The 24,937-nt window shown below is 75.1% G+C and carries 23 protein-coding genes and 1 pseudogene; 15 read left to right on the top strand and 9 right to left on the bottom strand.

From position 1 onward, the window contains the following. The 6 genes from IG64_RS01685 (at position 1) to IG64_RS01710 (ending at position 6,610) form a co-directional block, all read left to right on the top strand. Positions 1–2,817, top strand: a complete 2,817-nt coding sequence (locus IG64_RS01685) for an NHLP bacteriocin export ABC transporter permease/ATPase subunit (RefSeq protein ID WP_037851130.1) — start codon at positions 1–3, stop codon at positions 2,815–2,817. A 209-nt stretch (positions 2,818–3,026) separates the two neighbouring features. Next, positions 3,027–4,061 carry a hypothetical protein gene (locus tag IG64_RS01690; RefSeq protein ID WP_037851132.1) on the top strand — a complete coding sequence of 345 codons (1,035 nt, stop codon included), beginning with the start codon at positions 3,027–3,029 and terminating at the stop codon, positions 4,059–4,061. 140 nt (positions 4,062–4,201) lie between these two features. Beyond that, positions 4,202–4,408 carry a hypothetical protein gene (locus IG64_RS01695; protein WP_037851302.1) on the top strand — a complete coding sequence of 69 codons (207 nt, stop codon included), beginning with the start codon at positions 4,202–4,204 and terminating at the stop codon, positions 4,406–4,408. Positions 4,409–4,444: 36 nt separating this feature from the next. Further along, positions 4,445–5,470, top strand: coding sequence for an iron-containing redox enzyme family protein (locus tag IG64_RS01700; RefSeq protein ID WP_037851134.1), 1,026 nt, complete (start codon positions 4,445–4,447; stop codon positions 5,468–5,470). Between the two features lie 242 nt (positions 5,471–5,712). Then, positions 5,713–6,342 (top strand): HemK2/MTQ2 family protein methyltransferase, encoded by a 630-nt coding sequence (locus IG64_RS01705; RefSeq protein ID WP_037851136.1) that lies wholly within the window; start codon positions 5,713–5,715, stop codon positions 6,340–6,342. Beyond that, entirely contained in the window at positions 6,323–6,610 is a 288-nt protein-coding gene (locus IG64_RS01710) for a CDGSH iron-sulfur domain-containing protein (protein WP_420709868.1), read from the top strand. Before IG64_RS01705 ends, IG64_RS01710 begins: the two co-directional genes overlap by 20 nt. 139 nt (positions 6,611–6,749) lie before the next feature. Here the strand turns inward: IG64_RS01710 and IG64_RS01715 are convergent, their stop codons facing one another. Next, positions 6,750–7,184, bottom strand: a complete 435-nt coding sequence (locus IG64_RS01715) for a protease inhibitor (protein WP_037851137.1) — start codon at positions 7,182–7,184, stop codon at positions 6,750–6,752. Between the two features lie 420 nt (positions 7,185–7,604). On the opposite strand from IG64_RS01715, the gene IG64_RS01720 reads away from it, so the two are divergent. After that, positions 7,605–8,774 carry a lactate 2-monooxygenase gene (locus IG64_RS01720; protein WP_037851139.1) on the top strand — a complete coding sequence of 390 codons (1,170 nt, stop codon included), beginning with the start codon at positions 7,605–7,607 and terminating at the stop codon, positions 8,772–8,774. A 13-nt stretch (positions 8,775–8,787) separates the two neighbouring features. Here IG64_RS01720 and IG64_RS01725 read toward each other — a convergent pair whose 3' ends face one another. Continuing rightward, positions 8,788–9,165 (bottom strand): toxin Doc, encoded by a 378-nt coding sequence (locus IG64_RS01725; RefSeq protein WP_037851140.1) that lies wholly within the window; start codon positions 9,163–9,165, stop codon positions 8,788–8,790. A 3-nt stretch (positions 9,166–9,168) separates the two neighbouring features. Beyond that, entirely contained in the window at positions 9,169–9,414 is a 246-nt protein-coding gene (locus IG64_RS01730; protein ID WP_037851141.1) for a hypothetical protein, read from the bottom strand. Between the two features lie 651 nt (positions 9,415–10,065). On the opposite strand from IG64_RS01730, the gene IG64_RS01735 reads away from it, so the two are divergent. Beyond that, positions 10,066–12,444 carry a SpoIIE family protein phosphatase gene (locus IG64_RS01735; RefSeq protein WP_037851143.1) on the top strand — a complete coding sequence of 793 codons (2,379 nt, stop codon included), beginning with the start codon at positions 10,066–10,068 and terminating at the stop codon, positions 12,442–12,444. 192 nt (positions 12,445–12,636) lie between these two features. Here the strand turns inward: IG64_RS01735 and IG64_RS01740 are convergent, their stop codons facing one another. After that, on the bottom strand, positions 12,637–13,200 hold the full coding sequence (locus tag IG64_RS01740) for an RNA polymerase sigma factor (RefSeq protein ID WP_037851144.1): 564 nt from the start codon (positions 13,198–13,200) through the stop codon (positions 12,637–12,639). Positions 13,201–13,245: 45 nt separating this feature from the next. On the opposite strand from IG64_RS01740, the gene IG64_RS01745 reads away from it, so the two are divergent. The 4 genes and pseudogenes from IG64_RS01745 to IG64_RS01760 all read left to right on the top strand — a co-directional run. Next, on the top strand, positions 13,246–14,682 hold the full coding sequence (locus IG64_RS01745) for a serine/threonine-protein kinase (protein ID WP_037851146.1): 1,437 nt from the start codon (positions 13,246–13,248) through the stop codon (positions 14,680–14,682). A 168-nt stretch (positions 14,683–14,850) separates the two neighbouring features. Beyond that, on the top strand, positions 14,851–15,582 hold the full coding sequence (locus tag IG64_RS01750; RefSeq protein WP_037851148.1) for a DUF4232 domain-containing protein: 732 nt from the start codon (positions 14,851–14,853) through the stop codon (positions 15,580–15,582). Positions 15,583–15,694: 112 nt separating this feature from the next. After that, on the top strand, positions 15,695–16,945 hold the full coding sequence (locus tag IG64_RS01755; RefSeq protein WP_107474122.1) for an SLC13 family permease: 1,251 nt from the start codon (positions 15,695–15,697) through the stop codon (positions 16,943–16,945). 29 nt (positions 16,946–16,974) lie between these two features. Further along, positions 16,975–17,460: pseudogene (locus IG64_RS01760) on the top strand (universal stress protein); the annotation flags it as partial. Between the two features lie 136 nt (positions 17,461–17,596). Here IG64_RS01760 and IG64_RS01765 read toward each other — a convergent pair. From IG64_RS01765 to IG64_RS01780, 4 genes are all read right to left on the bottom strand, one after another. Continuing rightward, positions 17,597–18,565, bottom strand: coding sequence for an aldo/keto reductase (locus IG64_RS01765; RefSeq protein ID WP_037851150.1), 969 nt, complete (start codon positions 18,563–18,565; stop codon positions 17,597–17,599). Positions 18,566–18,693: 128 nt separating this feature from the next. Further along, positions 18,694–19,251 carry a flavoprotein gene (locus IG64_RS01770; protein ID WP_037851152.1) on the bottom strand — a complete coding sequence of 186 codons (558 nt, stop codon included), beginning with the start codon at positions 19,249–19,251 and terminating at the stop codon, positions 18,694–18,696. Positions 19,252–19,329: 78 nt separating this feature from the next. Further along, positions 19,330–19,545, bottom strand: a complete 216-nt coding sequence (locus tag IG64_RS01775; RefSeq protein WP_037851153.1) for a ferredoxin — start codon at positions 19,543–19,545, stop codon at positions 19,330–19,332. A 12-nt stretch (positions 19,546–19,557) separates the two neighbouring features. Continuing rightward, entirely contained in the window at positions 19,558–20,802 is a 1,245-nt protein-coding gene (locus IG64_RS01780; RefSeq protein ID WP_078883716.1) for a cytochrome P450, read from the bottom strand. A gap of 682 nt (positions 20,803–21,484) precedes the next feature. On the opposite strand from IG64_RS01780, the gene IG64_RS01785 reads away from it, so the two are divergent. Next, on the top strand, positions 21,485–21,934 hold the full coding sequence (locus IG64_RS01785) for a nitroreductase family deazaflavin-dependent oxidoreductase (protein ID WP_037851155.1): 450 nt from the start codon (positions 21,485–21,487) through the stop codon (positions 21,932–21,934). Between the two features lie 154 nt (positions 21,935–22,088). Here the strand turns inward: IG64_RS01785 and IG64_RS01790 are convergent, their stop codons facing one another. Beyond that, positions 22,089–23,147 carry a cation diffusion facilitator family transporter gene (locus tag IG64_RS01790; protein ID WP_037851310.1) on the bottom strand — a complete coding sequence of 353 codons (1,059 nt, stop codon included), beginning with the start codon at positions 23,145–23,147 and terminating at the stop codon, positions 22,089–22,091. Between the two features lie 286 nt (positions 23,148–23,433). Between IG64_RS01790 and IG64_RS01795 the strand changes: the two genes are divergently transcribed. Further along, on the top strand, positions 23,434–24,462 hold the full coding sequence (locus tag IG64_RS01795) for a glutathione S-transferase family protein (RefSeq protein WP_037851157.1): 1,029 nt from the start codon (positions 23,434–23,436) through the stop codon (positions 24,460–24,462). A gap of 122 nt (positions 24,463–24,584) precedes the next feature. Continuing rightward, complete coding sequence (locus tag IG64_RS01800; RefSeq protein WP_037851159.1) at positions 24,585–24,884, top strand: DUF4235 domain-containing protein; 300 nt, start codon at positions 24,585–24,587, stop codon at positions 24,882–24,884. The last annotated feature ends 53 nt before the right edge of the window (positions 24,885–24,937 follow it).

The raw sequence follows: 24,937 nt of genomic DNA on the forward strand, positions 1-24,937 counted from the left end.
ATGACGGCCGTCGGCGAAGGCGACCCGGTCGTCGGGGCGCTCGCGTCCCTGGGCACGCCGCTGGACTGCACGGGGCTGTCCCGGCTCGACCTCGAGGGCCCGCAGGTGCTGTGGCTGGTGGCGGCCGGTGCGGTGGACCTGTTCGCGGTGGACGCGCAGCAGGAGGGCCAGTGGCACCACCTGGGGCGGCTGGAGGCGGGTTCACTGCTGCTCGGCCCGGTGGCGGGCCCCCGGCACACCCTGGTGGCGCGCCCGCTGCGCGACTGCGTGGTGCACCGGATCGGGCTGCGCGAGCTGTACCAGCAGGCGGACACCCGCACCTGGTCGTACGACGAGTACGGCAACCCGCAGTACGTGCCGCCGGCCGCCGGCCCCCTGGAGTACGCGCTCGCGCTCGGGATCGGGCGCAGCCTGTCCGTGCTGTTCCAGGCACCGACGGCCGGGCAGCGCGGCGCCGCGCCCGCCGACGACGACGTGTTCTGGATGCAGGTGCCGCCGGGCAGTGTGCGGTACGGCTCGCTCCACGGCGCCGAGGCCGCGGCCGACCTGCTGATGGACCCGGCGCTCTGGCAGAGCGTGGTGGACCAGCAGTACCGGCTGCTGACGGCGCTGGACCGCTGGATCGAGGAGCTGGAGCGCGGCCACGAGATGCGTACGGCGGCTGGTGTCGAGGCCGGTGAGGCGGTGCGCGCCGAGGCCGACCGGACGCTGCTGGCCGCCCTGGGCCCCTCCTCGGCGCGGCGCGCCACGGCCGCGGACGCGGACGCGACGTACGCGGCCTGCCGGCTGGTCGCCCGGGCCGCGGGGATCACACTCGCCGCGGCCCCGCGGCCCGGCACCGAGGGCGACCGGCTCGATCCGGTGGAGCGGGTCGCCCTGGCCTCCCGGGTGCGCACCCGCACCGTGCGCCTCGAAGGCCGCTGGTGGCGGCAGGACGCGGGCCCGCTGGTGGGTCACCGGGCGCTGTCGGGCGCGCCGGTCGCGCTGCTGTGGCGGCGCGGCGGCTATGTCGCGGTGCATCCGGCGACCGGGCGCCGGACACCGGTCGAGAAGGCCAACGCCCGGGAGTTCGAGCCGCGTGCGGTGATGTTCTACCGCCCGCTGCCCGACCGTCGCCTCTCCCCGCTCGGGCTGCTCCGCTTCAGCCTGCGCGGCACCGCGGGAGACCTGTTGAACCTGCTGGTCAGCGGGTTGGTGACGGTCGCCGTCGGGGCGCTGGTGCCGATCGCCACGGGCAAGGTGCTCGGGCAGTACGTCCCCAGGGCCCAGGAGGGGCCGATCGCCCGGGTGTGTCTGGCGGTGATGATCGCCGGCGTGGTGGCCGCGGCGTTCACGCTGCTGGAGAACCTGACCGTGCTGCGCCTGGAGGGGCGGATCGAGGCGACGCTCCAGCCGGCCGTGTGGGACCGGCTGCTCAGGCTGCCCACGGCGTTCTTCGCCGCGCGCTCCACCGGGGAACTGGCGAGCGCCGCGATGGGCGTCAGCGCGATGCGCCGGCTGCTGGCCGGGATCGGCCCGGTGGTCGCCCAGTCGGTGACCGTGGGCACGATGAACCTGGCGCTGCTGTTCTGGTACAGCCCCTCGATGGCGTGCGCGGCGCTCGGCATGCTCGTGGTGATCGCGGCCGTGTTCCTGGGGCTCGGGCTGTGGCAGGTGCGCTGGCAGCGGCGGCTCGTGGTGCTCGGCAACAAGCTGAACAACCAGGCGTTCCAGACGCTGCGCGGGCTGCCCAAGCTGCGGGTGGCGGCGGCGGAGAACTACGCGTACGCGGCGTGGGCGCGGCAGTTCGCGCGCAGCCGCGAACTCCAGCAGAAGGTGGGCCGGATCAAGAACCTCACCACCGTGCTCGGCGCCGTGTACCTGCCGGTGTGCACGCTGGTGATGTTCATGCTGCTGGCGGGACCGGCGCGCGGCTCGATGTCGGCGGCGGCGTTCCTGACGTTCAGCACGTCGGTGACGATGCTGCTGACCTCGGTGACCCAGCTGACCGGGGCGTTCGTGTCGGCGGTGGCCGCGCTCCCGCTGTTCGAGGAGATCGGGCCGGTGCTGCGGGCCACGCCGGAGGTGCGCACCGGCAGTACCCGGCCGGGCCCGCTGTCGGGGGCGATCGAGGCGCGGCGGCTGTCGTTCCGGTACGCCGAGGACGGGCCGCTGGTCCTGGACGACGTGTCGTTCCGGGTGCGGCCGGGCGAGTTCGTGGCGGTCGTCGGGCCGAGCGGCTGCGGCAAGTCGACACTGCTGCGGCTGCTGATCGGCTTCGACCGGCCGCTGTCGGGCAGCGTCCTGTACGACGGTCAGGACCTGGCCGCGCTCGACCGGTCGGCGGTGCGCCGGCAGTGCGGGGTGGTGCTGCAGCACGCGCAGCCGTTCACCGGGTCGGTCCTGGACGTCATCCGGGGCACCGAGCCGTGCTCGCCCGAGGAGGCGATGGCGGCGGCGGAGCTGGCGGGCCTGGCGGAGGACATCCGCCGGATGCCGATGGGGCTGCACACCATCGTCTCGGGCGGCGGGACCGTCTCGGGCGGCCAGCGGCAGCGGCTGATGATCGCGCAGGCCCTGGTCAGGAGGCCGCGGATCCTCTTCTTCGACGAGGCCACCAGCGCCCTGGACAACGAGACGCAGCGCACGGTGATCGAGAGCACCCGGAAGCTGAACGCGACGCGCGTCGTCATCGCCCACCGGCTCTCGACGGTGCTGGACGCCGACCGGGTGATCGTCATGGAGGAGGGCAGGATCGCCCAGGAGGGCACGCCCGCCGAACTGCTCGCGGACACGGGGGGCCGGCTGCACGAGCTGGTGCGGCGCCAGCTGGCCTGACACCGCACCCCTCCCCCGGCGCCGCGGTTCTTCCCGCCGCCACGGTTCTCCCCGGCAGGGCACGCGCCGACGGAACCGCCGCGAAGGCGCGGCTCGGCGCGCGCCACCGGGGCGCAACCCGGGGTGAACCGGCCGTTGTCCCGCTGTTCGTGCGCCGAGGCCGCCGGTGACAGGCGTAGGGGATCACCGGGCCGGGTACCCACCGGCCCATGCGAATCAGCGTGGTGGACGTGGGGTCGAAGACGGTACGGCTGGTCGTGGCGGACGCCGTGGGCGGGGCGCCGCTGCCGGTGCACACCGCCAAGTGGCGGCTGCGCCTGTCGGAGCAGGTCGCGCCCGGCCAGGAGATTCCGCAGGACGCCGTGGAACGCATCGTCCAGGCGGTCGCGGAGGCCGGCCGGACGGCGGCCCGGTGGGGCGCGGCCGGACCGCCCGCCTTCGCGACCGCCGTGGTGCGCGGCGCCCCGAACCGGCTGGACGTCCTGCGCACCGTCCGGGCGCGCACCGGCATCGCGCTGTGCACCCTGCCCGGCGAGGTCGAGGCCGAGCTGACCTTCCTGGGCGCCCGGCGGTGGATGGGCTGGCGCTCGGGACCGCTGGCGCTGCTCGACATCGGCGGCGGCTCCCTCGAAGTGGCCTTCGGCCGCGGCCGGCTGCCCGACTTCGCGGCGTCGCTGCCGCTCGGCGCGGGACGGCTGACCCACGAGTTCCTGGCGGAGCAGGACCCGCCGTCCCCCGAGCGGCTCAAGGAGCTGCGGCGCCATGTCCGCCACCAGCTGCGGGACGTGGCGGCCCGGATCCGCTGGGAGGGGCCGCGCACCGCCGTGGCGACCTCCCGCACCTTCCAGCAGCTGGGCCGGCTGTGCGGGGCCGCGCCCGGCCGGCACGGGCCGTTCGTGGAGCGCCGGGTTCACCGGGCGGCACTGCGCCGGGCGGTCGGGGAACTGGCCGCGCTGCCCGCCGCCGAGCGCGCCGCCCTGCCGGGCATCTCCGCGCCGCGCGCCGCGCAGAGTCTGGCCGGCGCCGTGGTCGGGCACACGGCCATGAAACTGATGGACCTGAAGACGGTCACCGTCTCCCCCTGGGCCATCCGCGAAGGGGTGCTCCTGCGGCAGATCGAGGAGGGCGCGGCCGGGGCGTCCTGGTGGGAGCGGGTCTCCCGGCTCGGCGAGGACCCCGCGCCGCCGGACCCCGTACCGCTGCGCCTGGCGGCGGCGACGGCCGCGGGGACGGCGCGGAGCTGAGCGGCCGGCCGGCGCGGGGCCGACCCGGCGGTCCGGATCCCGGGCACACGGTGTGCCCGGCGGACCGCACGACGGAGGACGACGGCCCGGCGGGGGCGGCACGGAACACGACCGGAAACGACGAGAAGGAGGTACCGGCCATGCCGGACAAGGAGCGCGAGCAGCACCAGGACAAGCCCGACACGGCGCTCGGCGAGGTCCTGCGCGAGTTCGAGAAGGCCGAGACGGACGTCGGCGACCGCCGCGAACGCCGGCACCGGGGCGAGGCCGGCGAGGCGGTCACCCCCAACACCCGGGCCCAGGAGGAGGCCGGGAAGGACGCCGCGGACGAGGCCGGCGGGGACTGAGCGGGTGGCCGGGGGTCTGCCGGGTACCCGCGCCCCATGGATCACGTTCACCTCGGACCCGACCTGCCCCCCGCCCGCGGACCCGTCAGCGCCGCCGTACGGGAGTACCTGCGGGGCACGGGCCCGCTGCCCCGCGCCGAGGACGCGGAGGCCGCGGCGGCGTACGGCGACGACCTGCAGCTCGCGCTGTACCTCTGCTACGAACTGCACTACCGCGGCTTCGCCGGGGTCCCGCCCGAGCGGGAGTGGGACCCCGGCCTCCTCGGCGTCCGGGCCGCGCTGGAGCGCCGCTTCCTGGGCGCGCTGCGGGCCGACGCCACGGTGCACACCCGTCTCGACGACGCGCTCGCGGACCTGCTGGTGGAGCCGGTGGACGGCACCGGGGTCTCCCACTTCCTGCGCGACGAGGGCGAGCTGTGGCAGGTGCGCGAGTACGCCGCCCAGCGCTCCCTCTACCACCTCAAGGAGGCCGACCCGCACGCCTGGGTGCTGCCGCGGCTGTGGGGCCGGGCCAAGGCGGCGATGGCGGCGGTGGAGTTCGACGAGTACGGCGGCGGCCGTGCCGAGCGCGTGCACGCCCGGCTCTTCGCGGACCTGATGCGGGACCTGGGGCTGGACACGACGTACGGCCGCTACCTGGACGCGGCCCCTGCGGAGGCCCTGGCCACCGTGAACCTGATGTCCCTGCTCGGGCTGCACCGGGAGCTGCGCGGCGCGCTGGTGGGCCACTTCGCCGCCGTCGAGATCACCTCCTCGCCGGGCTCGCGGCGGCTGGCCGAGGCGATGCGCCGCACGGGCGCCGGGGCCGCCGCCGCGTTCTTCTACGACGAGCACGTCGAGGCGGACGCCGTGCACGAGCAGGTCGTACGGCACGAGGTCATCGCCGGTCTGCTGGAGGAGGAACCGCACCTGGCGGCCGACGTGGCCTTCGGCATCGACGCCACCGGCCACCTGGAGGACCGGCTCGGGGACCGGCTGCTCGCCGACTGGCGCGCCGGCCGCTCGTCGCTGCGCGTGCCGCTCGGCACGGTGCCCGGCGTACTCGTCGGTGAACCGCGTTAGAGCTGCGAACAAAAGTGGGTTCCGGTCAGCGGGCGGTGTCCGGTGCGTGCGATCGCAAGGCGCCGGAAGGTTCTTGCAGCGGAGCTACCAGGGCCTTTTGGCAACGCGGCGAGGGCGCGTGCCGGGCGCCGCCCGCCGGGGCCCACTTTTGTTCGCAGCTCTTAGCCGGCAGACCGGCCGACGGCACTATTCAGGGGGCGACAGGGTACTCGCGTGGCGTGAGCCGACTTCTGCTACCGGGCGTGTACGCCCCCCAGGACGACACCGCGCTGCTGGCCGAGGCCCTGGCCGGCGAGGCGCTGAGGCCGGCGGCCACCGTGCTCGACGTGGGCACCGGCAGCGGTGCCCTGGCGCTGGCGGCGGCCCGGCGCGGCGCCCGGGTGACCGCGGTCGACGTGTCACGGCGGGCGGTGTGGACCACCCGCCTGAACGCCCGGCTGAACCGCCTGCCGGTCCGCGCCCTGCGCGGGAACCTGTTCGGTCCGGTGCGCGAGCGGACCTTCGACCTCATCCTGGCCAATCCGCCCTACGTGCCTGCCCCGCAGGCCGGGCACGCCCCGCGGGGCAGGTCCCGCGCCTGGGACGCCGGACGCGACGGGCGCCTGGTGCTGGACCGGATCTGCCGGGACGCGCCCGCGCTGCTGCGGCCCGAGGGCGTGCTGCTCATGGTGCAGTCCGCGCTCAGTGATCCCGGCCGCAGCCTGGATCTGCTGCGTACGGCCGGTCTCAAGGCGGCCGTGGTGCGCCGCCGCTGGATCGGCCTGGGACCGGTGCTGCGCAGGCGCCAGGACTGGCTGCGCGCCCACGGTCTGCTGGGGCCCGCCGACGAGAGGGAAGAGCTGGTGGTCATCCGTGCCGAACGACCCGTGTGACGAGGCGCCGGGCGGCGTCCCGGCTCCCGGCCGGCCCCGCCGGGTGACGATGCAGCGGCAGGGCCCGATCCTCGTGGAGGGCCCGGTCGAGGTGGAACTGGAGGACGGCACCACCGTGGTGTCCGACCGGTTCCGGGTCGCCCTGTGCACCTGCCGCCGCAGCCGCCGCTATCCGTGGTGCGACACCAGTCACCGCAAGCGGGTTCCGGACCCGTCCGGCGGGGCGGCCGGAGGCCGTGGCCGCGCCGCGCCGGACGGGTCCGGATGACCCACCGCGATGCAGGGGCCGGCGGGAGGCCCCACTCCGCCCGCCGGCCCCTGGGCGGGATCGCCCCGGTCCCCGTGCCGGGCCCGCACTCCCCAGTCACGGGACCCTCGTACTGCGCGGGGGCCGCGCGATCCCGGTCTCAGAAGGCGAAGACGCTCGTGAGCGAGGCGTTCTTCGCGCACTCGTTGGCGAAGGTGTGCCGGAAGGAGACGCGCCGGCCCTGCCAGACGCCGTCGGCGGTGACGACCACCGGGTTGTACTCCCTGGTGCACAGCACGTCGCCGCTGCCCGTCAGGGCCTCCATGTCGCCTCCTGCCGCACGCAGCTCGGCGCAGGCGTCGGGGGCGGCCGGGTGCGTCCCGGAGGCCGTCGGGGCGCAGGTGAGGGTGACGGCGCGCTCCGGCACGGCGGTGGCGGCGCTGTCGCCGTGGCCCACGGTCAGCACCAGGGCCGAGGGGGCGTAGAGGGAGGCGGGGGCGGTGGACGGGGTGGCGAGGGCGGCCCCGGTGAGGGGTCCGCAGACGGCGGTGGCCGTCAGGCCGAGGGTCACGGCCCAGCGCGCGGTGTTCCGCATTGTGTGCTTCCTTCCGCAGGAGGTCGAAGGTGGTGCCGGCCGCGACACGGTCGGTGCCGGACCGGCGAGCGGGAGTCTGCCGAGTCCGCCGCCGAAACTCACATCGGACCCACCGGTTTCGGTAACCTTGCGTATTGAATCAGTGGCGCGAAGTCACCAAGTCCCGGCCGGACGACCCCCGTACCACGGGGGTGACGATCACCGGGTCCGGCCGGATGGCCTGATCACCCCCGCTGCGCAATCGTCCGGAAACATTCCGGGTGACCCCGTCGGTGACCGCGTCCGTTCACCCTGCGCTCACCCGCGCGCCCGGCGCCGTCCCCGCGGCGGGGACCGCGTCCCGTGGTCGACCCCGTCCCTACTCGCCAGTATGGTCGGCGGGTGCACGCGGTGGGGCGGCGAGGAAGGCGGGACGCGCGGATGGCGAAGCACTGGGCGGATCTCCAGTACGAGATCTATCTGAACGGCATGACGGGCGCGGTGCCTCGGCTGCCCACCGATCTGAGCCGTCTGGAGGCCCTGACGGAGCGGCGGCTCGGTCCGGGCCCGGTGGGCTATGTGGCGGGCAGCGCGGGCGACGGCAGCACGGCGCGCGCCAACCGGGCGGCCCTGGAGCGGCGCCGGATCGTGCCCCGCATGCTGCGCGACGTGGGCGAGCGCGATCTGTCGGTTCAGGTGCTGGGCCGCGCACTGCCCGCGCCGGTGGCGCTGGCACCGGTCGGGGTGCTGTCGATCATGCACCCGGACGCGGAGACGGCCGCGGCCCTGGCGGCCGCGGCGCAGGGCGTGCCGTTCGTCCTGTCGTCGGCCTCCAGCACACCCATGGAGGAGGTCGCACAGGCGATGGGCGACGCCGAGCGCTGGTTCCAGCTGTACTGGGCCAAGGACCGCGAGGTGACCCGCAGTTTCCTGCGGCGCGCGAAGGCCTGCGGCTTCAGCGTCCTCGTCGTCACCCTCGACACCCCGCTGCTGGCGTGGCGCCCCCGCGACCTCGACCAGGCGTACCTGCCGTTCCTGCGCGGGGTGGGCACCGCGAACTACTTCACCGACCCGGCCTTCCTGTCCGGTCTGGCCAGGCCGGTCCACGAGGACCTCGACGCGGCGGTGCTGCGGTTCGTCGGCATGTTCGCCGACCCCGGCAAGACGTGGCCCGACCTGGCGTTCCTGCGGGAGAACTGGGACGGCCCGATCGTCCTGAAGGGCGTCCTGCACCCGGACGACGCCCGCCTGGCCGCCGAGGCCGGGATGGACGGCGTGGTGGTGTCCAACCACGGCGGGCGCCAGGTGGCCGGTTCGGTCGCCGCCGCCGACGCGCTGCCCCGGGTGGCCGAGGCGGTAGGCGACCGGCTGACGGTCCTGTTCGACAGCGGTGTGCGCACCGGCGACGACGTCTTCAAGGCGCTCGCGCTCGGCGCGCGGGCGGTGCTGCTGGGCCGGCCGTACGTCTACGGGCTCGGCCTGGACGGCCGGGCCGGCGTGGAGCACGTGATCCGCTGCCTGCTCGCCGAGTTCGACCTGACCCTCGCCCTGTCGGGACACGCCACGCCGGGCTCCGTCGGTCCCGCCGACCTGGTGGAGGACGTCCGGTGAGCGGGCGGCGGGGTCAGATCTCCCAGGAGCGCAGCCGGTCGGCGGCGCCGTAGACGTCGGTCTTGCCGGACATCAGGTCGCGGGCGAGGTCGACGAGTGCGCCGTAGGGCGGGTCGATGCCGACGCCGCTGACGTACATGTAGGCCACGGCGGTCGCGCAGGCGAAACGGGCGTTGGCCGACGGCAGCGGTTTGAGCACCGCGAGGGTGTGCAGCAGTGCGGCGGCCCGCCAGGCGGGGTCGGAGTCGACGCCGAGGCGCGGCGGATCCACGCGGTGGCGGGCGACGGCGGCCACGAGGGCGGAGAAGTCGTTGACGGTGGGCTGGTCCGGCAGCACTTCCTCGTGGCGCTGGAGCAGCCAGGGCACGTCGATGTGGAGGACGGGGGTCATCGGTCAGGCGGCCCGTCCCTGGCTCCTGCCGGGCCGCTCGTCCTCGGGGAAGGCGGCGGCGAATTCCTCGGCGTGGGCGGAGAAGAACCGGCGGAAGGCCTCGGCGCCCTCCTGCAGGGCGCGGTGCCGTGCTATGTCGGCCGCGGCGGCCTCGCGCACGAGCGCCTTCATCGACGTACCGCGTTCCTTGGCGATCTGCCGCAGGTCCTCTAGCTCGCGGTCGCTGAACTCCACATTGAGCGCTGGCATGGGCCATACGGTACCGCGATGGTACTGGCGCGTAAATAGCCCCAGGTCACGGGGCTTTCGGGCGGTACCGCGGCCGGAGCGCGCCAGTCGGCGGGCCGCTGCGCCCCCTTGAGATGTGCCTCACATTCCCCGCCGTCGTGTCCCGCCCGGGGCCCCGCCCGGCCTCACAGTGACGACCGCGCCCCGGGGCCCACGCAGGTCCGAGCACCCCTCCGCGCCCGCCCGCCGCTCACCCGCACCGGACCCGCTGCGGCGGTGGGCCGCCGGGGTGCGCCCGGTGCACGGGCGGGACGAGGCCGCCAGGCCGCTCACGCCCGCGCCGCCCGGCTCGGGCCCCGCGGCCCGCGCGTGAGTCACCGCCGCGTCGACGGCGACGACGCGGCCGTCCTGTTCCGGGGCGGGGCGCCCTTCGCGGTGATGGTCATGGACCTCACCCCCGAGGGCGACCGGGTCCGCGGCGCGCACATCGTCACCGGCCCGGCGAGGAGGACGGCTGACCGGGGCGGCCGTCCCGCGCCCACCGGTCCCGTCTTCCCGGATCCTTCCCCGGTCCTTGCCGGGGGCGGCCGACCGCACGGAGCCGGTACGCACTACGCTGGAACGCGAGTGACACACCTGATCACTGTGAGTGTGCGCGATGGAGTGACGAGGATGAGTCCGGTCTATCCGTTCGACGACGCCGCCACGGCGCGGGCCGTCGTCGACGAGCACGGCGACCTCGTCGAGTGGAACGAGGGCGCGCGCCGGCTGCTCGGCTGGGCCCCGGACGAGGTCCTGGCCAGGCCTGCCGCGAACCTGCTCGCGGACGGCGTGCCGACCGCCCTGCCCGCGGGACGGCGCTGGAACGGCACGCTCCACCTGCGCCACCGCGAGGGACACGCCGTGTCCGTCTGGGTGCTGGCCCACCACCGGCACGCGCGCGACGGCGGCGACTGGCTGGTGGTCACCCCGCTGGAGGGCGGCGGCGAGGCACCGGACGACCCGCTGGCCCGGGTGGAGCTCGTCCAGTCCCCGTGCGCCGTCGCGATCTACGACGAGCGGCTGCGGCTGCGCGCGGTCAACGACGCCATGGCCGAGGTGCTCGGCGTCCACGGGGAGCGGCTGCGGGGACTGCGGCTGTCCGAGATCGGCGGCGGGCCGCAGAGCGAGGACGTCGAACGGCACATGCTCCAGGTGCTCGACACCGGCCGCGGGCGCGACGTGCGGACGTACGCCCCGGCCGGCGGCGACGGGCGGGTGGGCGCCTGGATGGCCCGCATGTCCCCCGTCACCGACCCCTCCGGCCGGGTGCGTGGCGTGTGCGTCGCCGCCCACGACTTCACCGAGCAGTACCGGGCCCGCGAGCGGCTGCAGCTGGTGAACGAGGCCAGCGTGCGCATCGGCACGACCCTCGACGTCACCCGGACGGCGCAGGAACTCGCCGACGTCTGCGTCCCCGCGCTCGCCGACTTCGTCAGCGTCGACCTGGTGGATCCGCCCGGGCACGGCGGTGAACTGCCCATCGGCACGCTGAGCGTGCCGGTCGCGCTGCGGCGCGTCGCGCACCGCTCGGTCACACCCGGCGAGCCCGAGGCGGTGACCCCCATCGGGCAGAGCGAGGTCTACCCGGCCGCCTCGCCGCAGGGTGCCTCCCTGCTGTCGGGGCACGCGATCGTGGTGTCGGAGAACTCGGGCGACCTGGAGAAGTGGCTGGCCTGGAACCCGGTGCGCAGCCGGCGCGTCGGCCGGCTCGGCGTCCACTCCACGATGTCGGTGCCGATCCGTGCCCGGGGCATGACGCTCGGGGTCGCCGTCTTCACCCGGTTCGCGCAGACCGCCCGGTTCCTGCCCGACGACGTGCTGCTGGCCGAGGACGTCACGGCACGGGCCGCCGTCTGCATCGACAACGCCCGCCGCTACTCCCGCGAACGCGAGACGGCCCTCGCCCTGCAGCGCAGTCTGCTGCCGCGCACCCTGGCGCGCACGGCCGCCGTGACGGCGGCCTCCCGCTACCTCCCGGCGGCCCGGGCCGGTGTCGGCGGCGACTGGTTCGACGTGATCCCGCTGTCCGGGATGCGCGTCGCCCTGGTCGTCGGGGACGTCATCGGGCACGGGGTGGGCGCCTCGGCCACCATGGGGCGGCTGCGCACCGCCGTGCGCACCCTCGCGGACATCGACCTGGCCCCCGACGAGCTGCTGACCCACCTCGACGACGTGGTCGCGCGGATGTCCGCGGAGGCGGGCGGCGAGGAGCGGGGGCGCCTCGGCGAGGTCGGCGCGACCTGCCTGTACGCGGTGTACGACCCGGTCTCGCGGCGCTGCACGCTGGCCCGCGCGGGGCATCCCGCCCCGGTGCTGGTGCCGCCGGACGGCCCGCCCCGCGGGATCGAGCTGCCGCCCGGCCCCCCGCTGGGCCTGGGCGGGCTGCCGTTCGAGTCGGCCGAGCTGGATCTGGCCGAGGGCAGCGTGCTGGCGTTCTTCACCGACGGACTGGTGGAGAGCCGTGAGCGGGACGTGGAGGACGGTCACCGGCTGCTGCGCGAGACGCTGGCCGAGCGGGGGGACTCCCTGGAGGAGACCTGCGACCGCGTGCTGCACGCGCTGCTGCCCGCGGGCAGCCCGTCGGACGACGTGGCCCTGCTGCTCGCCCGCACGCGGGGACTGCCCCCGTCCCAGGTGGCCACCTGGGACGTCCCGGCGGACCCGTCGCTGGTGGCGCCGGTCCGCAAGAAGGTCCTCGACCAGCTGGAGGTCTGGGGGCTGAGCGTGGCGGCGTTCACCGCGGAGCTGGTGGTGAGCGAACTGGTCACCAACGCCATCCGGTACGGCACCCCGCCGATCAGACTGCGCCTCATCCATGACGACACGCACCTGATCTGCGAGGTCTCCGACACCAGCAGCACCGCCCCGCACCTGCGCCGGGCCAAGACGTGGGACGAGGGGGGACGCGGACTGCTGCTGGTCGCCCAGCTCACCCGGGGCTGGGGAAGCAGGCACACCAGCGAGGGCAAGACGATCTGGGCCGAGCTGAGCCTGCTCGACGACGAGTGACGAGTGGGCCGGGGGCGACGGCGGCCGAGGGACGCGGTGGGACGCGGCCGGCCACCGTGGCGGCGGACGTGACCGGGTACCGCGGGTGCCCAGCGAGACCGGCGACGGCCCGCGCGGCCGGAGACGGCCGTGGGGGGGGTGCGGCCGTGGGTGGCCGGTGCGGGGTGGCGGCTGCGGGTGGCCGGTGCTGGGTCAGGGCGTGTCCGGCACGTCGCCCGACAGCCAGGGCCTGACCTGGCGGCGCGCCGCGTGCAGCCGCGACTTCAGCGTGCCCAGCGGGATCCCCGCCCGTTCGGCGGCCTCGGCGTACTCCAGGCGGCAGATGTCCCGGTACACCAGCGGCGCCACCAGATGGGGGTGCTCCCGCTCCAGCCGTTCCAGCGCCTCCAGCAGGTCGATCCGGGAGCCCGCGATGACACTGGTGGTGCGCGGGTCGACGTGCTGGGCCGGTTCGATCGCGGCGGGCTGCTCGGCGGCGCGGCGCCTGAGTTCGCGGTACTTCTGGCGGCAGCAGTTGGCGACGACCGTGTAGAGCCAGGTGCTGAACCGGCTGCGGCCCTCGAAGGTGGTGATCCGCCGGGCGAGCTGGAGCAGCACGTCCTGCGCGGCCTCCTCCGCGTCCTCCCGGCAGGGCAGGAAACGCCCGCAGCGCCGCACCACTTCCGGGCGGATCTCCCGCAGCAGTTCCTCCAGCGCCCCGCCGTCGCCGGCCGCGGCACGCCGGGCGAGTTCTTCGGTCGGCGCCGCATCGGGCACGACGGACCTCCTCGGAGTCGATCTCGCAGCAGGCATGATAGTGCCATGCACTCCGTCGGACGGATCGGCCGCTACCGGCTCGAACGGCGCCTGGGTACGGGCGCCTTCGGCACGGTGTGGCTGGCCCACGACGACGAACTGGACGCCCCGGTCGCCGTCAAGGTCCTCGCCGAGAACTGGTCGCACCGCCTGGACGTGCGGGAACGGTTCCTGTCCGAGGCCCGGCTGCTGCGCAAGGCGGCCTCGCCGCGCGTGGTACAGGTCCACGACATCGGAGAACTGCCCGACGGCAGACCGTACTTCGTCATGGAGTACGCCGACGCCGGCACCCTCGCGGACCTGCTCGCCGCGGGTCCGCTGCCGCTCGCCGAGGCACTGCGGCTGACCGCGCTGGCCGCCCGGGGCGCGCAGGCCCTGCACGAGGCGGGCATCGTGCACCGGGACATCAAGCCGAGCAACGTGCTGCTGCGCACCGCGCCGGACGGCACCCGGCGGGTGCTGCTCGCCGACCTGGGGCTCGCCAAGAGCCTGGCCGAGGCCTCGGGACTGACCCTGGCCGCCGGTTCGGCCGGGTACCGGCCGCCCGAGCAGGCGGAGCCGGGCGCGGGCATCGACGCGCGGGCCGACGTCTACAGTCTGGGCGCGGTCGGCTACGAGCTGGTCACGGGCGCGGTTCCCGGCGCGCCGGGCAGGATCGTGCCGCCGCGGCGGCTGCGCCCCGGTCTGGATCCGGGCGTGGCGCGCACGCTCCTGCGCGCGCTGGAAGCGGACCGTGAGCGGCGCTGGCCGAGCGCCGAGGCGTTCGCCCGGGAACTGGAGCGGGCGGCTGCGACGACGGCCGGGGCGGCGGACGGGGCTGCCGGGGCGAAGGAAGCGGAGCGGGCAGAGCCGTCGGCCGCCCGGCCGCGCGGGCGCCTTGCGTGGCGCGGGCGGCGGGCGGCCGTGACGGCGGCGGCCGCCGTGGCTGTCCTCGCCGCCGCGGGTGTCGCCCTGGCGCTGGTGCTGCGGCCGCCGGCCCCGTCCGGGGTGCGGGTGGCTGACGCCACCGGCCGCATCGAGCTGCGGGTGCCGGACGGCTGGGGGCGGCAGCTGCGGGACTCCGGCTGGGACCCGCGGTCGCTGGGGCTGCCCGCCGGGCACGAGCCGGGGCTCGCCGTGGCCGACGACCTGGCGCGGTGGCAGGATCTCGGCACCGGGGTGCGCGGCGTGTTCGTCGGGCTGAGCGGGCCGGGCGACGTCACCGCCCGGGTGGACGCCGTGGACCATCCGGGCTGCCACTACGACGGGAGCCGTGCCTACACGGGTGACCGGTGGCACGGCCGGATGCGCACCTGGAGCGACTGCCCCGGCGGGAGCCGGCTCACCGAGGCGGCACTGGCCCCGGCCGGCTCCGCCCGCCCGCCCCGGGTGTACGTGCAGATCCGGCAGCGCGACGGCGACGACGCGACCGACCGCATACTCCGCTCCCTGCGGGTCACCTGACCCCGTACGAGTGAACGTGGCGCGGGCCGGGAACGGGAAGAACGCTTCGGGAGGAATTCCCCGGAACCGCGAACTTTCCGCCCGGTCCGCGCATCGGACCTCATGTCGGCGCACCAGGCGCCGGACGCACGCCCCGAGCGCGTGCGACGAAGACGAGGAGCGTGGAACATGGCGCACACGTCCCCTGCCCACCGCCGCGGTGCCCTGCTCGCGGGTTCGGTGGCCGTGCTGGGCCTGCTGACTGCCTGCGGCAGCGCGGACGGCACGTCGGCCGGTCCGCAGAAGGTACCGGGCCCCGCCGCGCCCGCGACCGGCGGCAGCACGGCCGGCGCGGCACCCGTCACGAGCGACCCGCCCGGCACCGCCGCCTCCGCCCCGGGCAGCAGCGCCGCCACCCGGCCGGGCTCCTCCCCCGCCACCACCGTCCCGGGCCGCGGCACGGGCACGCGCGAGGGGACCGGGACGGGCACGACGGCGCGGAGCACCCGCTGTCACACCTCCGAGCTGAGGGCGGCGGTGGGCCGCAACGACCCGGGCGCCGGACAGGAGAACTTCCCCGTCGTGCTCACCAACACCTCCGGCCGCACCTGCACGGTGCACGGCTATCCGGGCGCCGCCTTCGTGGACGCCGCCGGCCGGCAGCTGGGCCCGGACCCCCGGCGGCAGACGGGTTCACCCGCCACCGTGACGCTGCGCCCCGGGCAGAGCGCGTGGGCCGGCCTGACGTTCTCCAACCCCGAGGTGAGCGAGGCGAAGACCGCGTCGCCCGCGGCGCTGATCGTCACCCCGCCCGACGAGCGCGACCACCTCACGGTGCGGTGGACGGCCGGCCAGGTACCGGTGGGCGGGAACTCGTCCTCGGTGTTCCTGACGGTCCTCAGCCCCGGCACCGGCCCCTGAGCCGCCGCCCGCGGTCCCCGGCCCGCCCGGGACCGCGCACGTGCGCGCGGAGCTGACAGGCGGGTTTGCTTTGATGTGCGAGCACCGCTGACCGCGTCCGGAGGACCGAACCCTGAACACCGCGTTCGCAGAGACACTGTCCGTCGTCCTGCTCGTCGCCGTCCTCGCCTGGGCCGTCGTGCGGCCCTTCGGATGGCCGGAGGCGGCGCTCGCCGTCCCCGCGGCCTGCGTCGCCGTCGCCACCGGGGCGATCTCGCTCGGCCATGCGCGCGCGGAGGCGCAGCAACTGGGTCCGGTGGTCGGGTTCCTGGCCGCGGTGCTGGTCCTCGCCCACTTCTGCGACGTCGAGGGGCTGTTCCAGGCGTGCGGGGCGTGGATGGCCCGCCGGGCGCGGGGCCGTCCGGTGCGGCTGCTGACGGCGGTGTTCGCGCTGGCGTCGGCGATCACGGCCGTGCTCAGCCTGGACGCCACGATCGTGCTGCTGACCCCGGTCGTGTTCGCCACCGCGGCGCGCACGGGCGTGAGGCCGAAACCACACGTGTACGCCTGCACCCACCTGTCCAACACGGCCTCGCTGCTGCTGCCGGTCTCCAATCTGACCAACCTGCTGGCGTTCGCGGCGAGCGGGCTGAGCTTCACCCGGTTCGCCGTGCTGATGGCGCTGCCGTGGCTGGTGGCGATCGCCGCCGAGTACGTGGTCTTCCGCGGGTTCTTCGCCCGTGACCTGGCGGCCTCGGCGCCCGCCCCGGACACCGGCGAGGCCCCGGCGTTCCCGGTGTTCGCGCTGGTCACCGTGGCCTGCACGCTGGCCGGGTTCGTGGTGACGTCCACGTTCGGCGTCGAACCGGCGTGGGCGGCACTGGCCGGGGCGCTGGTGCTGGCCGGGCGGGCGCTGGTGCGGCGCCGGGCCACGCCGCTGACCGTGGTGCGGGCGGCGGCACCGGCCTTCCTGGCGTTCGTGCTGGCGCTCGGGATCGTGGTCCGTGCGGTGGTCGACAACGGGCTCGCCGACGCGCTCGGGCACCTGCTGCCCGCCGGCACGGGACTGCCCGCGCTGCTCGGGATCGCCGCGCTCGCGGGGCTCCTGGCCAACCTGATCAACAACCTCCCGGCGGTCCTGGTCCTGCTGCCGCTGACCGCCCCGGCCGGGCCGGGCGCGGTCCTCGCCGTGCTCCTCGGCGTCAACCTCGGTCCCAACCTGACGTACGCCGGTTCGCTGGCGACCCTGCTGTGGCGGCGGATCGTGCACCAGCACGAACACGAGGTGGACCTGAAGGAGTTCACCCGGCTGGGCGTGCTGGCCGTTCCGGCCACGCTGGTGCCCGCGGTGGTGGCACTGTGGGGGGCACTGCAGATCCTGTGAGACACCCGAGCGGCTGAGGAGGCCGTCGTATGCGTGTGATCGCCTGGCTCGTCGAGGGCACCTGGCCCGCCTGCGTGGACGCCGTGCGCGGCCATGCTCCGGACACGTCCGAGGTGGTGCTGCTGCACGTCAGCGGGGCCGAGGTCCCGGCCGTGGCGCACGGCGCGTTCGCCGGACTGCTCGGCCGGGGGCATCCGGAGCGGGATCCGGGGGACCGGCTGGCCGACCTCGGCGGGGCGTCGGCGGCCGGGCTGCTGGAGGCGGCGGCGGCCCGGCTGGGGCGGCCGTGCACCCTGCTGGAGCGGGCGGGGCGGGCCGAGCGCGAGGTGGTGGCCGCCGCCGGGGACGCCGACCTGCTGGTGCTGGCCCGGGACGGCGACCGCGACCGGCTCGGGCCGCGCAGCCTGGGGCCCGCCGTGCGGTTCGTCGTCGACCACGCCCCGTGCCCGGTGCTGCTGGTGTGGCCGGAAGCCGCACCGGACCTCACGACGCTGCCGCCGCCTCCGCCGCCGCACGAGGGACGGCCGCACGACGAGCCGGACCACCTCGGACCGGGCCGCCCCGGACCGCCGCCCTCCAAGCCGTCGCACGGCGAACCCCCGCACCCGGGCCGGCCGCCCCGTCACCGCTGAATTCGCCGGGCGGCGCCGCTCAGTGGCCGCTGACCTCGTGCGGCGTGTAGGGGCGCGCCAGCTCGTCGAGTTCCTTGTCGCTCAGTTCGAGTCCGACCGCGGCGACCGCGTCCTCCAGGTGCCCGGGCCGGGCCGCGCCGACGATCGGCGCCGTCACCGTGTCCTGGTGGAGCAGCCAGGCGAGGGCCACCTGGGCACGCGGGACACCGCGCTCGGCTGCGATGCGGGTGACGGCCTCCACGATGGCCCGGTCACCCTCCGGGTAGAGGGTGCTGCCGAAGTTGTCGGTGGCGCTGCGCCCGGTCTCGACACCCCAGTCCCGGGTGAGGCGGCCGCGGGCGAGCGGGCTCCAGGGCAGGACGCCGACGCCCTGGTCCGCGCAGAGCGGCAGCATCTCGCGCTCCTCCTCGCGGTAGAGGAGGTTGTAGTGGTTCTGCATGGAGACGAAGCGGGTCCAGCCGTGCGCCTGCGCGGTGTACTGGGCCTTGGAGAACTGCCAGGCGTACATCGAACTCGCCCCGATGTAGCGCACCTTGCCCGCCCTGACCAGGTCGTGCAGCGCCTCCATCGTCTCCTCGACCGGCGTGTACGGGTCCCAGCGGTGGATCTGGTAGAGGTCGACGTAGTCGGTGCCGAGGCGGCGCAGGCTGTGGTCGATCTCCGTCATGATCGCCTTGCGGGACAGGCCGGCGCCGTTGGGGCCGGGCCGCATCCGGCCGTGCACCTTGGTGGCGAGCACGATGTCGTCGCGGCGGGCGAAGTCCCGCAGCGCCCGGCCGACGATCTCCTCGCTGGTGCCGTCGGAGTAGACGTTGGCCGTGTCGAAGAAGGTGATCCCGGCCTCCAGCGCCTGCCGGATCAGCGGCCGGGACGTCTCCTCGTCGAGGGTCCACTCGTGCGTGCCGCGCTCGGGCACGCCGTACGTCATGCAGCCCAGACAGATCCGCGACACGTCCAGGCCCGTCGAACCGAGCTTCACGTACTGCATCGTTGCTGCTCCCGTCTTCGGGGTGGTTGCCAGGGAGAGCGTAGGCCGCGTTCGATCATGACGGTCGGCCGGACCGGATGCCGGACGCGGGCGGCGGACGTGATGGGCCGGGCCGGGGGCGCGGGGGGTCAGGGCCGCGGCCGGTCCGCGTCGAGCAGGTCGAGGGCCTGTTCCCAGGGGAAGTCCGGCCGGGTGCCGTCCTCGCGGGGTGCGCCGGTGTACCGGTCGCCGATGCGCACGCCCATGCCGCGCAGGCGGGCCAGACTGTCACGGTAGGCGGGGTGGACGGCCAGCGCGTCGGCCACGCAGGGCAGGGCGGCGACCGGGACGCCGAGGCCGTGGGCCTCGCACAGGGTGGCCACGGCGAGGGTGTCGGCGATGCCCGCCGCCCACTTGTTGACCGTGTTGAAGGTGGCGGGCGCGACGGCCACGGCGTCCGGCGGCGGGAAGGGGCGCGGGTCGGCCGGGGTGCGCCACCGGGAGCGGACGGGGCGGCCGGTGCGCTCCCGGACGTCCTCGCTGTCGAAGAAGCCGCCCATGGCGGTGGGCGTCGCGATCACGCCCACCGCCCAGCCGCGCGCCTGGGCGGCGGCGACCAGGGTGCCGACGCCCGCGGCGACACCGGCGGCGCAGACGACGACGTAGAGGAAGGGTTTCGCGGGTGTTTCCCCGGCCGGTTCGGTCACCCGCGGCACCCTACCGCCGCGCGGCCGGGGCGGGCCGCGGCCTGCCCCGGTCCGGCTCCCCCGGCCCCGCCGTCCCCCTCACCCCAGGGACTGGGCGCCGTCCTTCTCGGTCACCGTGATCGCTGCGACGGGGCAGGCCCGCGCGGCCTCCCTGACCATGGGGTCGCCGCCGCCGTCCTCCCGGCCGGGCAGCAGGGTGCTGAAGCCGTCGTCGTCCTGGGTGAACACACCCGGGGCGGCCAGGGCGCACTGGCCGGCGCCGATACAGCGGTCCTTGTCGATGTCGATGCGCATGGGAGCAGCCTCTTACCAGGTCACGGGGAGTTCCAGCATTCCTTGGATCGTGTCGCCGGGTTTGAAGGGGATCTCCTGCGGCGGGGCGGCCAGCCGGAGTCCGGGCAGCCGGGCGAACAGGGAGCCGAGGGCGATCTCCAGTTCGGTGCGGGCGAGGTTCTGGCCGAGGCACTGGTGGATGCCGAAGCCGAAGGCGACGTGGTGGCGGGTGGGCCGGTGGAAGTCCAGCTCGTCCGGGGCCTCGTAGAGGGTCCGGTCGCGGTTGATGACGGACGTCGAGAAGATCACGCCGTCCCCCGCCCTGATGGTGGTGCCCGCCACCTCGATGTCCTGGTCCGCCTGGCGCAGCAGTCCGTCGGCGATGGAGAGCATCCGCATCAGCTCCTCGACCGCGACGGGCAGCAGCGCGGGGTCGGCGCGCAGCTCGGCCAGCCGGTCGGGGTGCTGCAGGAGGGTGTAGGTGCCCAGCGAGATCATGTTGGCGGTGGTCTCGTGGCCCGCGATGAGCAGGATGATCGCCAGGGAGACGACCTCGGCGCGGTCCAGTTCGCCCTCGCCGAGCCGCTGCTGGACCAGGTCGTCCAGGACTCCGTCGCCCGGTTCCTTGCGCTTGCGGTCGACGAGGTCGCCCAGGTACGCCTCCAGCCGGTCGCGCGCGTCCAGCACGTCGGCCACGTCCGGGCCGCGCAGCAGCCGGCGGGACTGCTCCTCGAAGAACTCGTGGTCGGCGTAGGGGACGCCGAGCAGTTCGCAGATCACCATGGAGGGCACCGGGAGGGCGAAGTCCCGCACGAGTTCGGCGGGCGGCCCCTGGTCGGTCATCCGGTCGAGCAGGCCGTCGACGATCCCCTGGATCCGGGGCCGCATGCTGGTGGCGCGCTTGAGGGTGAAGCTCGGGATCAGCATGCGCCGCTGCGTGCGGTGCTCGGGGTCGTCGACCCCGAGGAGGGCGGTCCTGCGGTCGCGCACCCCCGCGAGACGGGCGGTGGTCACCGGGAATCCGTCGCGCGTGCGGTCGCTGGACAGGCGCGGGTCGGCGAGCAGTTCGCGGGCGAGGGCGTGCCCGGTGACGAGCCAGGCCGGGCGGCCGTCGTAGAGGGTGATGCGGGCGAGCGGGCGGGTCTCGCGCAGGGGGTCGTAGCCGGTGGGCGGGTGGTAGGGGCAGGTGCGGTCCTGCGGGAAGGCCACGGCGTGGGCGGTCCCGGCGGAGTGGGGGGTCTCGACGGTGCGGGGGGTTTCGATGGTCGGGTCCGGCATGGAAGACCTCGCAGACGAAGGGTGCGTCGTGCCGATCTTCATTAGATGCCTGGGGCATCTATAGGGCGACGCGAAGTTCGGCCACATCGGCGATCTGCCGGATCTGGCCGGGAAGCGCCTCTTCCGCTTCGTAGTCCGATTGTCCCCGAGGCGGCCCCGGGCGCACGATCCGGCCATGTCCCCGGCACCGGGTCGCCGCCGCTGTCCGCCGCCGTCTCCGGGCCGCTGCGCCGGCAGCGGCCGGGCGCCGTGATCCCGGCACGGGCGGGGCGGACGGCCTGGCCGGCGGGCGCCCGGGGTGGCGGGCCGGACCGAGGGCCCGCGCGGTGACCGAACCGGCCGCGGGGACGTGGCGGCGTGGGACCCGGCCGTCCCGCTCGCTGAGGTGCGGCGCGGAACCTGGCGCGATACGGCCGTCCGGCGGGCCCCGGCACCTGCCGGATCCCGCCGAACGCCACGGCGCCCTCACCGTCGGCCGGATCTCCGCGCCGCCCCCGAAGACGACGGCACGGGACGGGCATGAGCGAGAGGGAACGCGGTAGGGATGAATCGTCCGTGCACCGGTGTTGCAGCGCGGTGGACGGCCGGAGACCTGCCGGAGACGGATCAGGACCGACGGATCAGAACCAGCGGATCACCGGCCGGCGGATCAGGACCGACGGATCAGGAGAGGACGGACGTCATGCCTCTGGAGGGCGAGTACGAGCCCAGCCCCGCCGCGTGGGTGCGGGAACAGGTGGAGTTGTACGAGAAGTCCGGCGGTACCGAGGGGACCACGCTGAGGGAGACGGGGCTGCCCGTCATCGTGCTGACCACGCGCGGTGCGCGCAGTGGCCGGATCCGCAAGACGCCGCTCATGCGGGTGGAGCACGAGGGACGTTACGCCGTGGTGGCCTCGCAGGGCGGCGCGCCCAAGCACCCGTTCTGGTACTTCAACCTGCTGGCCGACCCGCGGGTCGAGCTGCAGGACGGCCCGGTGAAGCAGGACATGACGGCCCGTGAGGTCACCGGCGAGGAGAAGGCCGAGTGGTGGGAACGGGCCGTCGCCGCGTTCCCGCCGTACGCCGAGTACCAGGAGAAGACCTCGCGGGAGATCCCGGTCTTCGTGCTGGAGGCGACCGGCGGCCACTGAGCCCGGCCCGGGACCGCCCGGGACCGCCCGGGACAGCCGGGGACCGTCCGGGACGGCGGGGGAACCGGCGGGGCGGCCGTGGGAGGCGTACGTCCGTTCCGGGCGGATGCCGGTCCGGCAGGCATGGACCGGCCGTGCGGCGGGCACCCGTCTCTCAGGCCCCGCCGCGTTCCCCCGTCGCGGCGGGGCTTTTCCGTGCCTCCTCCGCCGGGCGGTCGGTCACGTCGAGGAAGATCTGGTCCGCGACGGGGACGGTGCGGGCGATCGACTCCTTGATGCGTACCGCGACCTCCTCGACCCGTTCGCTGTCCATGCCCGGCGCCAGGTCGACCCGGGCGGCCACCAGGACGGAGTCGAGGCCCAGTTTCATGGTGAGCAGCGCCTCCACGCTGTCGATCTCGGGCTGCGCCCGCAGCAGACTGCGGATCCTGCCGCTGAGTTCGGGGTCCGCGGCCTCCCCGATCAGCTGGTCGCGCGCGTCGCGGCCCAGCCGGTAGGCGACGTAGACGAGCAGCGCGCCGATGGCGAGGGAGGCCGACGCCTCCCACACGACCTGCCCGGTGGCCATGTGCAGCGCCATGCCGGCGAGGGCGAGCGTGACACCGAGCACCGCGGTGCCGTCCTCGGCGACGACCGTGCGCAGCGCGGGGTCGCGCAGGCCGCCCGCGCCGCCCTGCCCGCACACCTGGTGCACGGCCCGCAGCAGCGAGGTCCCCTCGGCCAGCAGCGAGACACCGAGGACGACGAGACCGACCACGTAGCCGGTGAAGTCCTCCTCCGCGCCGTTGCGCAGGGCCTCGACGCCCTGGAAGAAGGAGAAGCAGCCGCCCATGACGAAGATGCCGACGGCCGCGAGGAGCGACCAGAAGAACCGCTCCTTGCCGTAGCCGAAGGGGTGGCGCCGGTCGGCGGGGCGGCGGCTGCGACGCAGCGCGGCCAGCAGGAAGATCTCGTTGAGGCTGTCGGCGACGGAGTGGGCCGCCTCGGACAGCAGGGCCGGCGAGTGCGCGACGAGACCGCCCACGGCCTTGGCGACCGCGATGACCAGATTGGCCGCGAGCGCCACCAGGACGGTGACCCGGGTCTTCCGGTCGGCGGCCGGTCCCGGGTCCGGCCCTGCGGCGCCGGTCTCCTCGGAGGTCCCGGCAGCGCCGGTCGCCTCGGAAGTCCCTGAAGTCCCAGAGGTCCCGGTGGTCCCGGTGGCCTCGGGGATCCCGGTGGTCCCGGTGGTCCCAGTCGCCTCGAAGGTCCCGGAGGCCCCGGCCCCCTCGGCGTGCTGGGCCCTGTCGGCGGTATCGGCACTTCCGCCCGGGTCGGCGGTCTCGGCGGTGTCAACTCTGCTGGCTGCGCCGGGCGTCTCGGCCGGCTCGTCGGGTGTCCCGTCCACGTTCGCCGACTGCCCCGGTCGGTGCGGATCACACCGTGCCGCCGGCCGATTTCGGGGAACGCGTTCACCAGCGCACCTGACCGGTGTGCCGCGACGGCAGGGAGGAACGGGCATGGACGACGGGGACGACCGGGACGACGGCAACCGCTCCTACGGCCACAAGTCATTCAAACGTTCGAAGAGCCATTTCGCCGACCGGATCACCGCGGACGGACGGGACGGCCACCCGGTGGCGGCCGGGCGGTACCGGCTGGTGGTCAGCCGGGCGTGTCCCTGGGCGAGCCGGGCCCTGGTGTCACGGCGACTGCTCGGGCTGGAGGACGCGCTGTCGCTGGCCGTGGTCGACCCGGTCCAGGACGACCGCAGCTGGCGGTTCACCCTGGACCCCGGCGGCCGGGACCCGGTGCTCGGCATCCGCTACCTCAGCGAGGCCTACGACCGGCGGGAGACCGGCTACCCCGGCGGGGTGAGCGTCCCGGCGGTCGTCGACGTGTCCAGCGGCGAGCTGGTCACCAACGACTACCAGCAGATCACCCTCGACCTCGCCACCGAGTGGACGGCGCTGCACCGGCCCGGGGCGCCCGACCTGTATCCGCGGGCGCTGCGCGACGAGATCGACACGGTGGCGGCGCAGGTCTACGAGGACGTCAACAACGGCGTCTACCGGGCGGGTTTCGCCACCGGCCAGCAGGAGTACGAGACCGCGTGCGAGGGCGTGTTCCGCCGGCTGGAAGCGCTGGCTCAGCGGCTGGAGCGGCAGCGCTACCTCGTCGGCGACACGATCACCGAGGCGGACATCCGGCTGTTCACCACGCTGGTGCGCTTCGACGCCGTGTACCACGGGCACTTCAAGTGCAACCGCTGGAAGCTGACGGAGAACCCGGTGCTGTGGGCGTACGCCCGCGACCTCTTCCAGACGCCGGGCTTCGGGGACACCGTCGACTTCGACCACATCAAGCGGCACTACTACCAGGTGCACACCGGCATCAATCCCACCGGCATCGTGCCCCTCGGGCCGGACCTGTCCGGCTGGCTGACGCCGCACCGGCGCGAGGAACTCGGCGGCCGGCCCTTCGGCGAGGGGACTCCGCCGGGACCTGTGCGCGACGCCGAACGGGTGCCGCCCCGGGGCAGGCCCTGACACCCCGGCGACGACGACGGCGGCGTCCGCGGGCGTCCCACCCGCCGTACCCGCCCTGCCCCCCTTGACCGCACTGCCTGCCGCACCCGCCGTATCCGCTGTCCCTGCGAAGGAGGACCCAGGTGGCCAAGAAGAAGAACAAGCTCCCGCTCGTCTACCAGCCCGTCGGTTTCGTGCTCGGCTGGGCCGGCGGCGCGCTGGCCGGAAAGGCGTTCCGCACGACGTGGAAGGCCTTCCGGCACGAGGACGACGCCCCGGACGCGCTCGACGAGGACCGCCGCTGGGGCGAGATCCTGCTCGCCGCCGCCGTGCAGGGCGCGCTGTTCGCCGTGGTGCGCAGCGCGGTGGACCGCGCGGGCGCGGCGGCCATCGCACGCTCGACCGGGGTCTGGCCCGCCAAGAGCGCGGACGGCCGCGACTGACCCGAGCGGCCGGGACCGGGGCCCGGGCGGCAGTGGCTGACCCGAACACCCGG

This window comes from Streptomyces sp. NRRL S-340 (genome assembly GCF_000720185.1).
Classification (GTDB): domain Bacteria; phylum Actinomycetota; class Actinomycetes; order Streptomycetales; family Streptomycetaceae; genus Streptomyces.

Coding starts and splice junctions, on each gene's coding strand:
- IG64_RS01745 (WP_037851146.1), top strand. CDS start 13,246: ATGCACTCCGTCGGACGGATCGGCCGCTACCGGCTCGAACGGCGCCTG.
- IG64_RS01725 (WP_037851140.1), bottom strand. CDS start 9,165: ATGACCCCCGTCCTCCACATCGACGTGCCCTGGCTGCTCCAGCGCCAC.
- IG64_RS01785 (WP_037851155.1), top strand. CDS start 21,485: ATGCCTCTGGAGGGCGAGTACGAGCCCAGCCCCGCCGCGTGGGTGCGG.
- IG64_RS01695 (WP_037851302.1), top strand. CDS start 4,202: ATGCCGGACAAGGAGCGCGAGCAGCACCAGGACAAGCCCGACACGGCG.
- IG64_RS01735 (WP_037851143.1), top strand. CDS start 10,066: ATGAGTCCGGTCTATCCGTTCGACGACGCCGCCACGGCGCGGGCCGTC.
- IG64_RS01775 (WP_037851153.1), bottom strand. CDS start 19,545: ATGCGCATCGACATCGACAAGGACCGCTGTATCGGCGCCGGCCAGTGC.
- IG64_RS01700 (WP_037851134.1), top strand. CDS start 4,445: ATGGATCACGTTCACCTCGGACCCGACCTGCCCCCCGCCCGCGGACCC.
- IG64_RS01730 (WP_037851141.1), bottom strand. CDS start 9,414: ATGCCAGCGCTCAATGTGGAGTTCAGCGACCGCGAGCTAGAGGACCTG.
- IG64_RS01720 (WP_037851139.1), top strand. CDS start 7,605: ATGGCGAAGCACTGGGCGGATCTCCAGTACGAGATCTATCTGAACGGC.
- IG64_RS01685 (WP_037851130.1), top strand. CDS start 1: ATGACGGCCGTCGGCGAAGGCGACCCGGTCGTCGGGGCGCTCGCGTCC.
- IG64_RS01765 (WP_037851150.1), bottom strand. CDS start 18,565: ATGCAGTACGTGAAGCTCGGTTCGACGGGCCTGGACGTGTCGCGGATC.
- IG64_RS01690 (WP_037851132.1), top strand. CDS start 3,027: ATGCGAATCAGCGTGGTGGACGTGGGGTCGAAGACGGTACGGCTGGTC.
- IG64_RS01750 (WP_037851148.1), top strand. CDS start 14,851: ATGGCGCACACGTCCCCTGCCCACCGCCGCGGTGCCCTGCTCGCGGGT.
- IG64_RS01715 (WP_037851137.1), bottom strand. CDS start 7,184: ATGCGGAACACCGCGCGCTGGGCCGTGACCCTCGGCCTGACGGCCACC.
- IG64_RS01795 (WP_037851157.1), top strand. CDS start 23,434: ATGGACGACGGGGACGACCGGGACGACGGCAACCGCTCCTACGGCCAC.
- IG64_RS01780 (WP_078883716.1), bottom strand. CDS start 20,802: ATGCCGGACCCGACCATCGAAACCCCCCGCACCGTCGAGACCCCCCAC.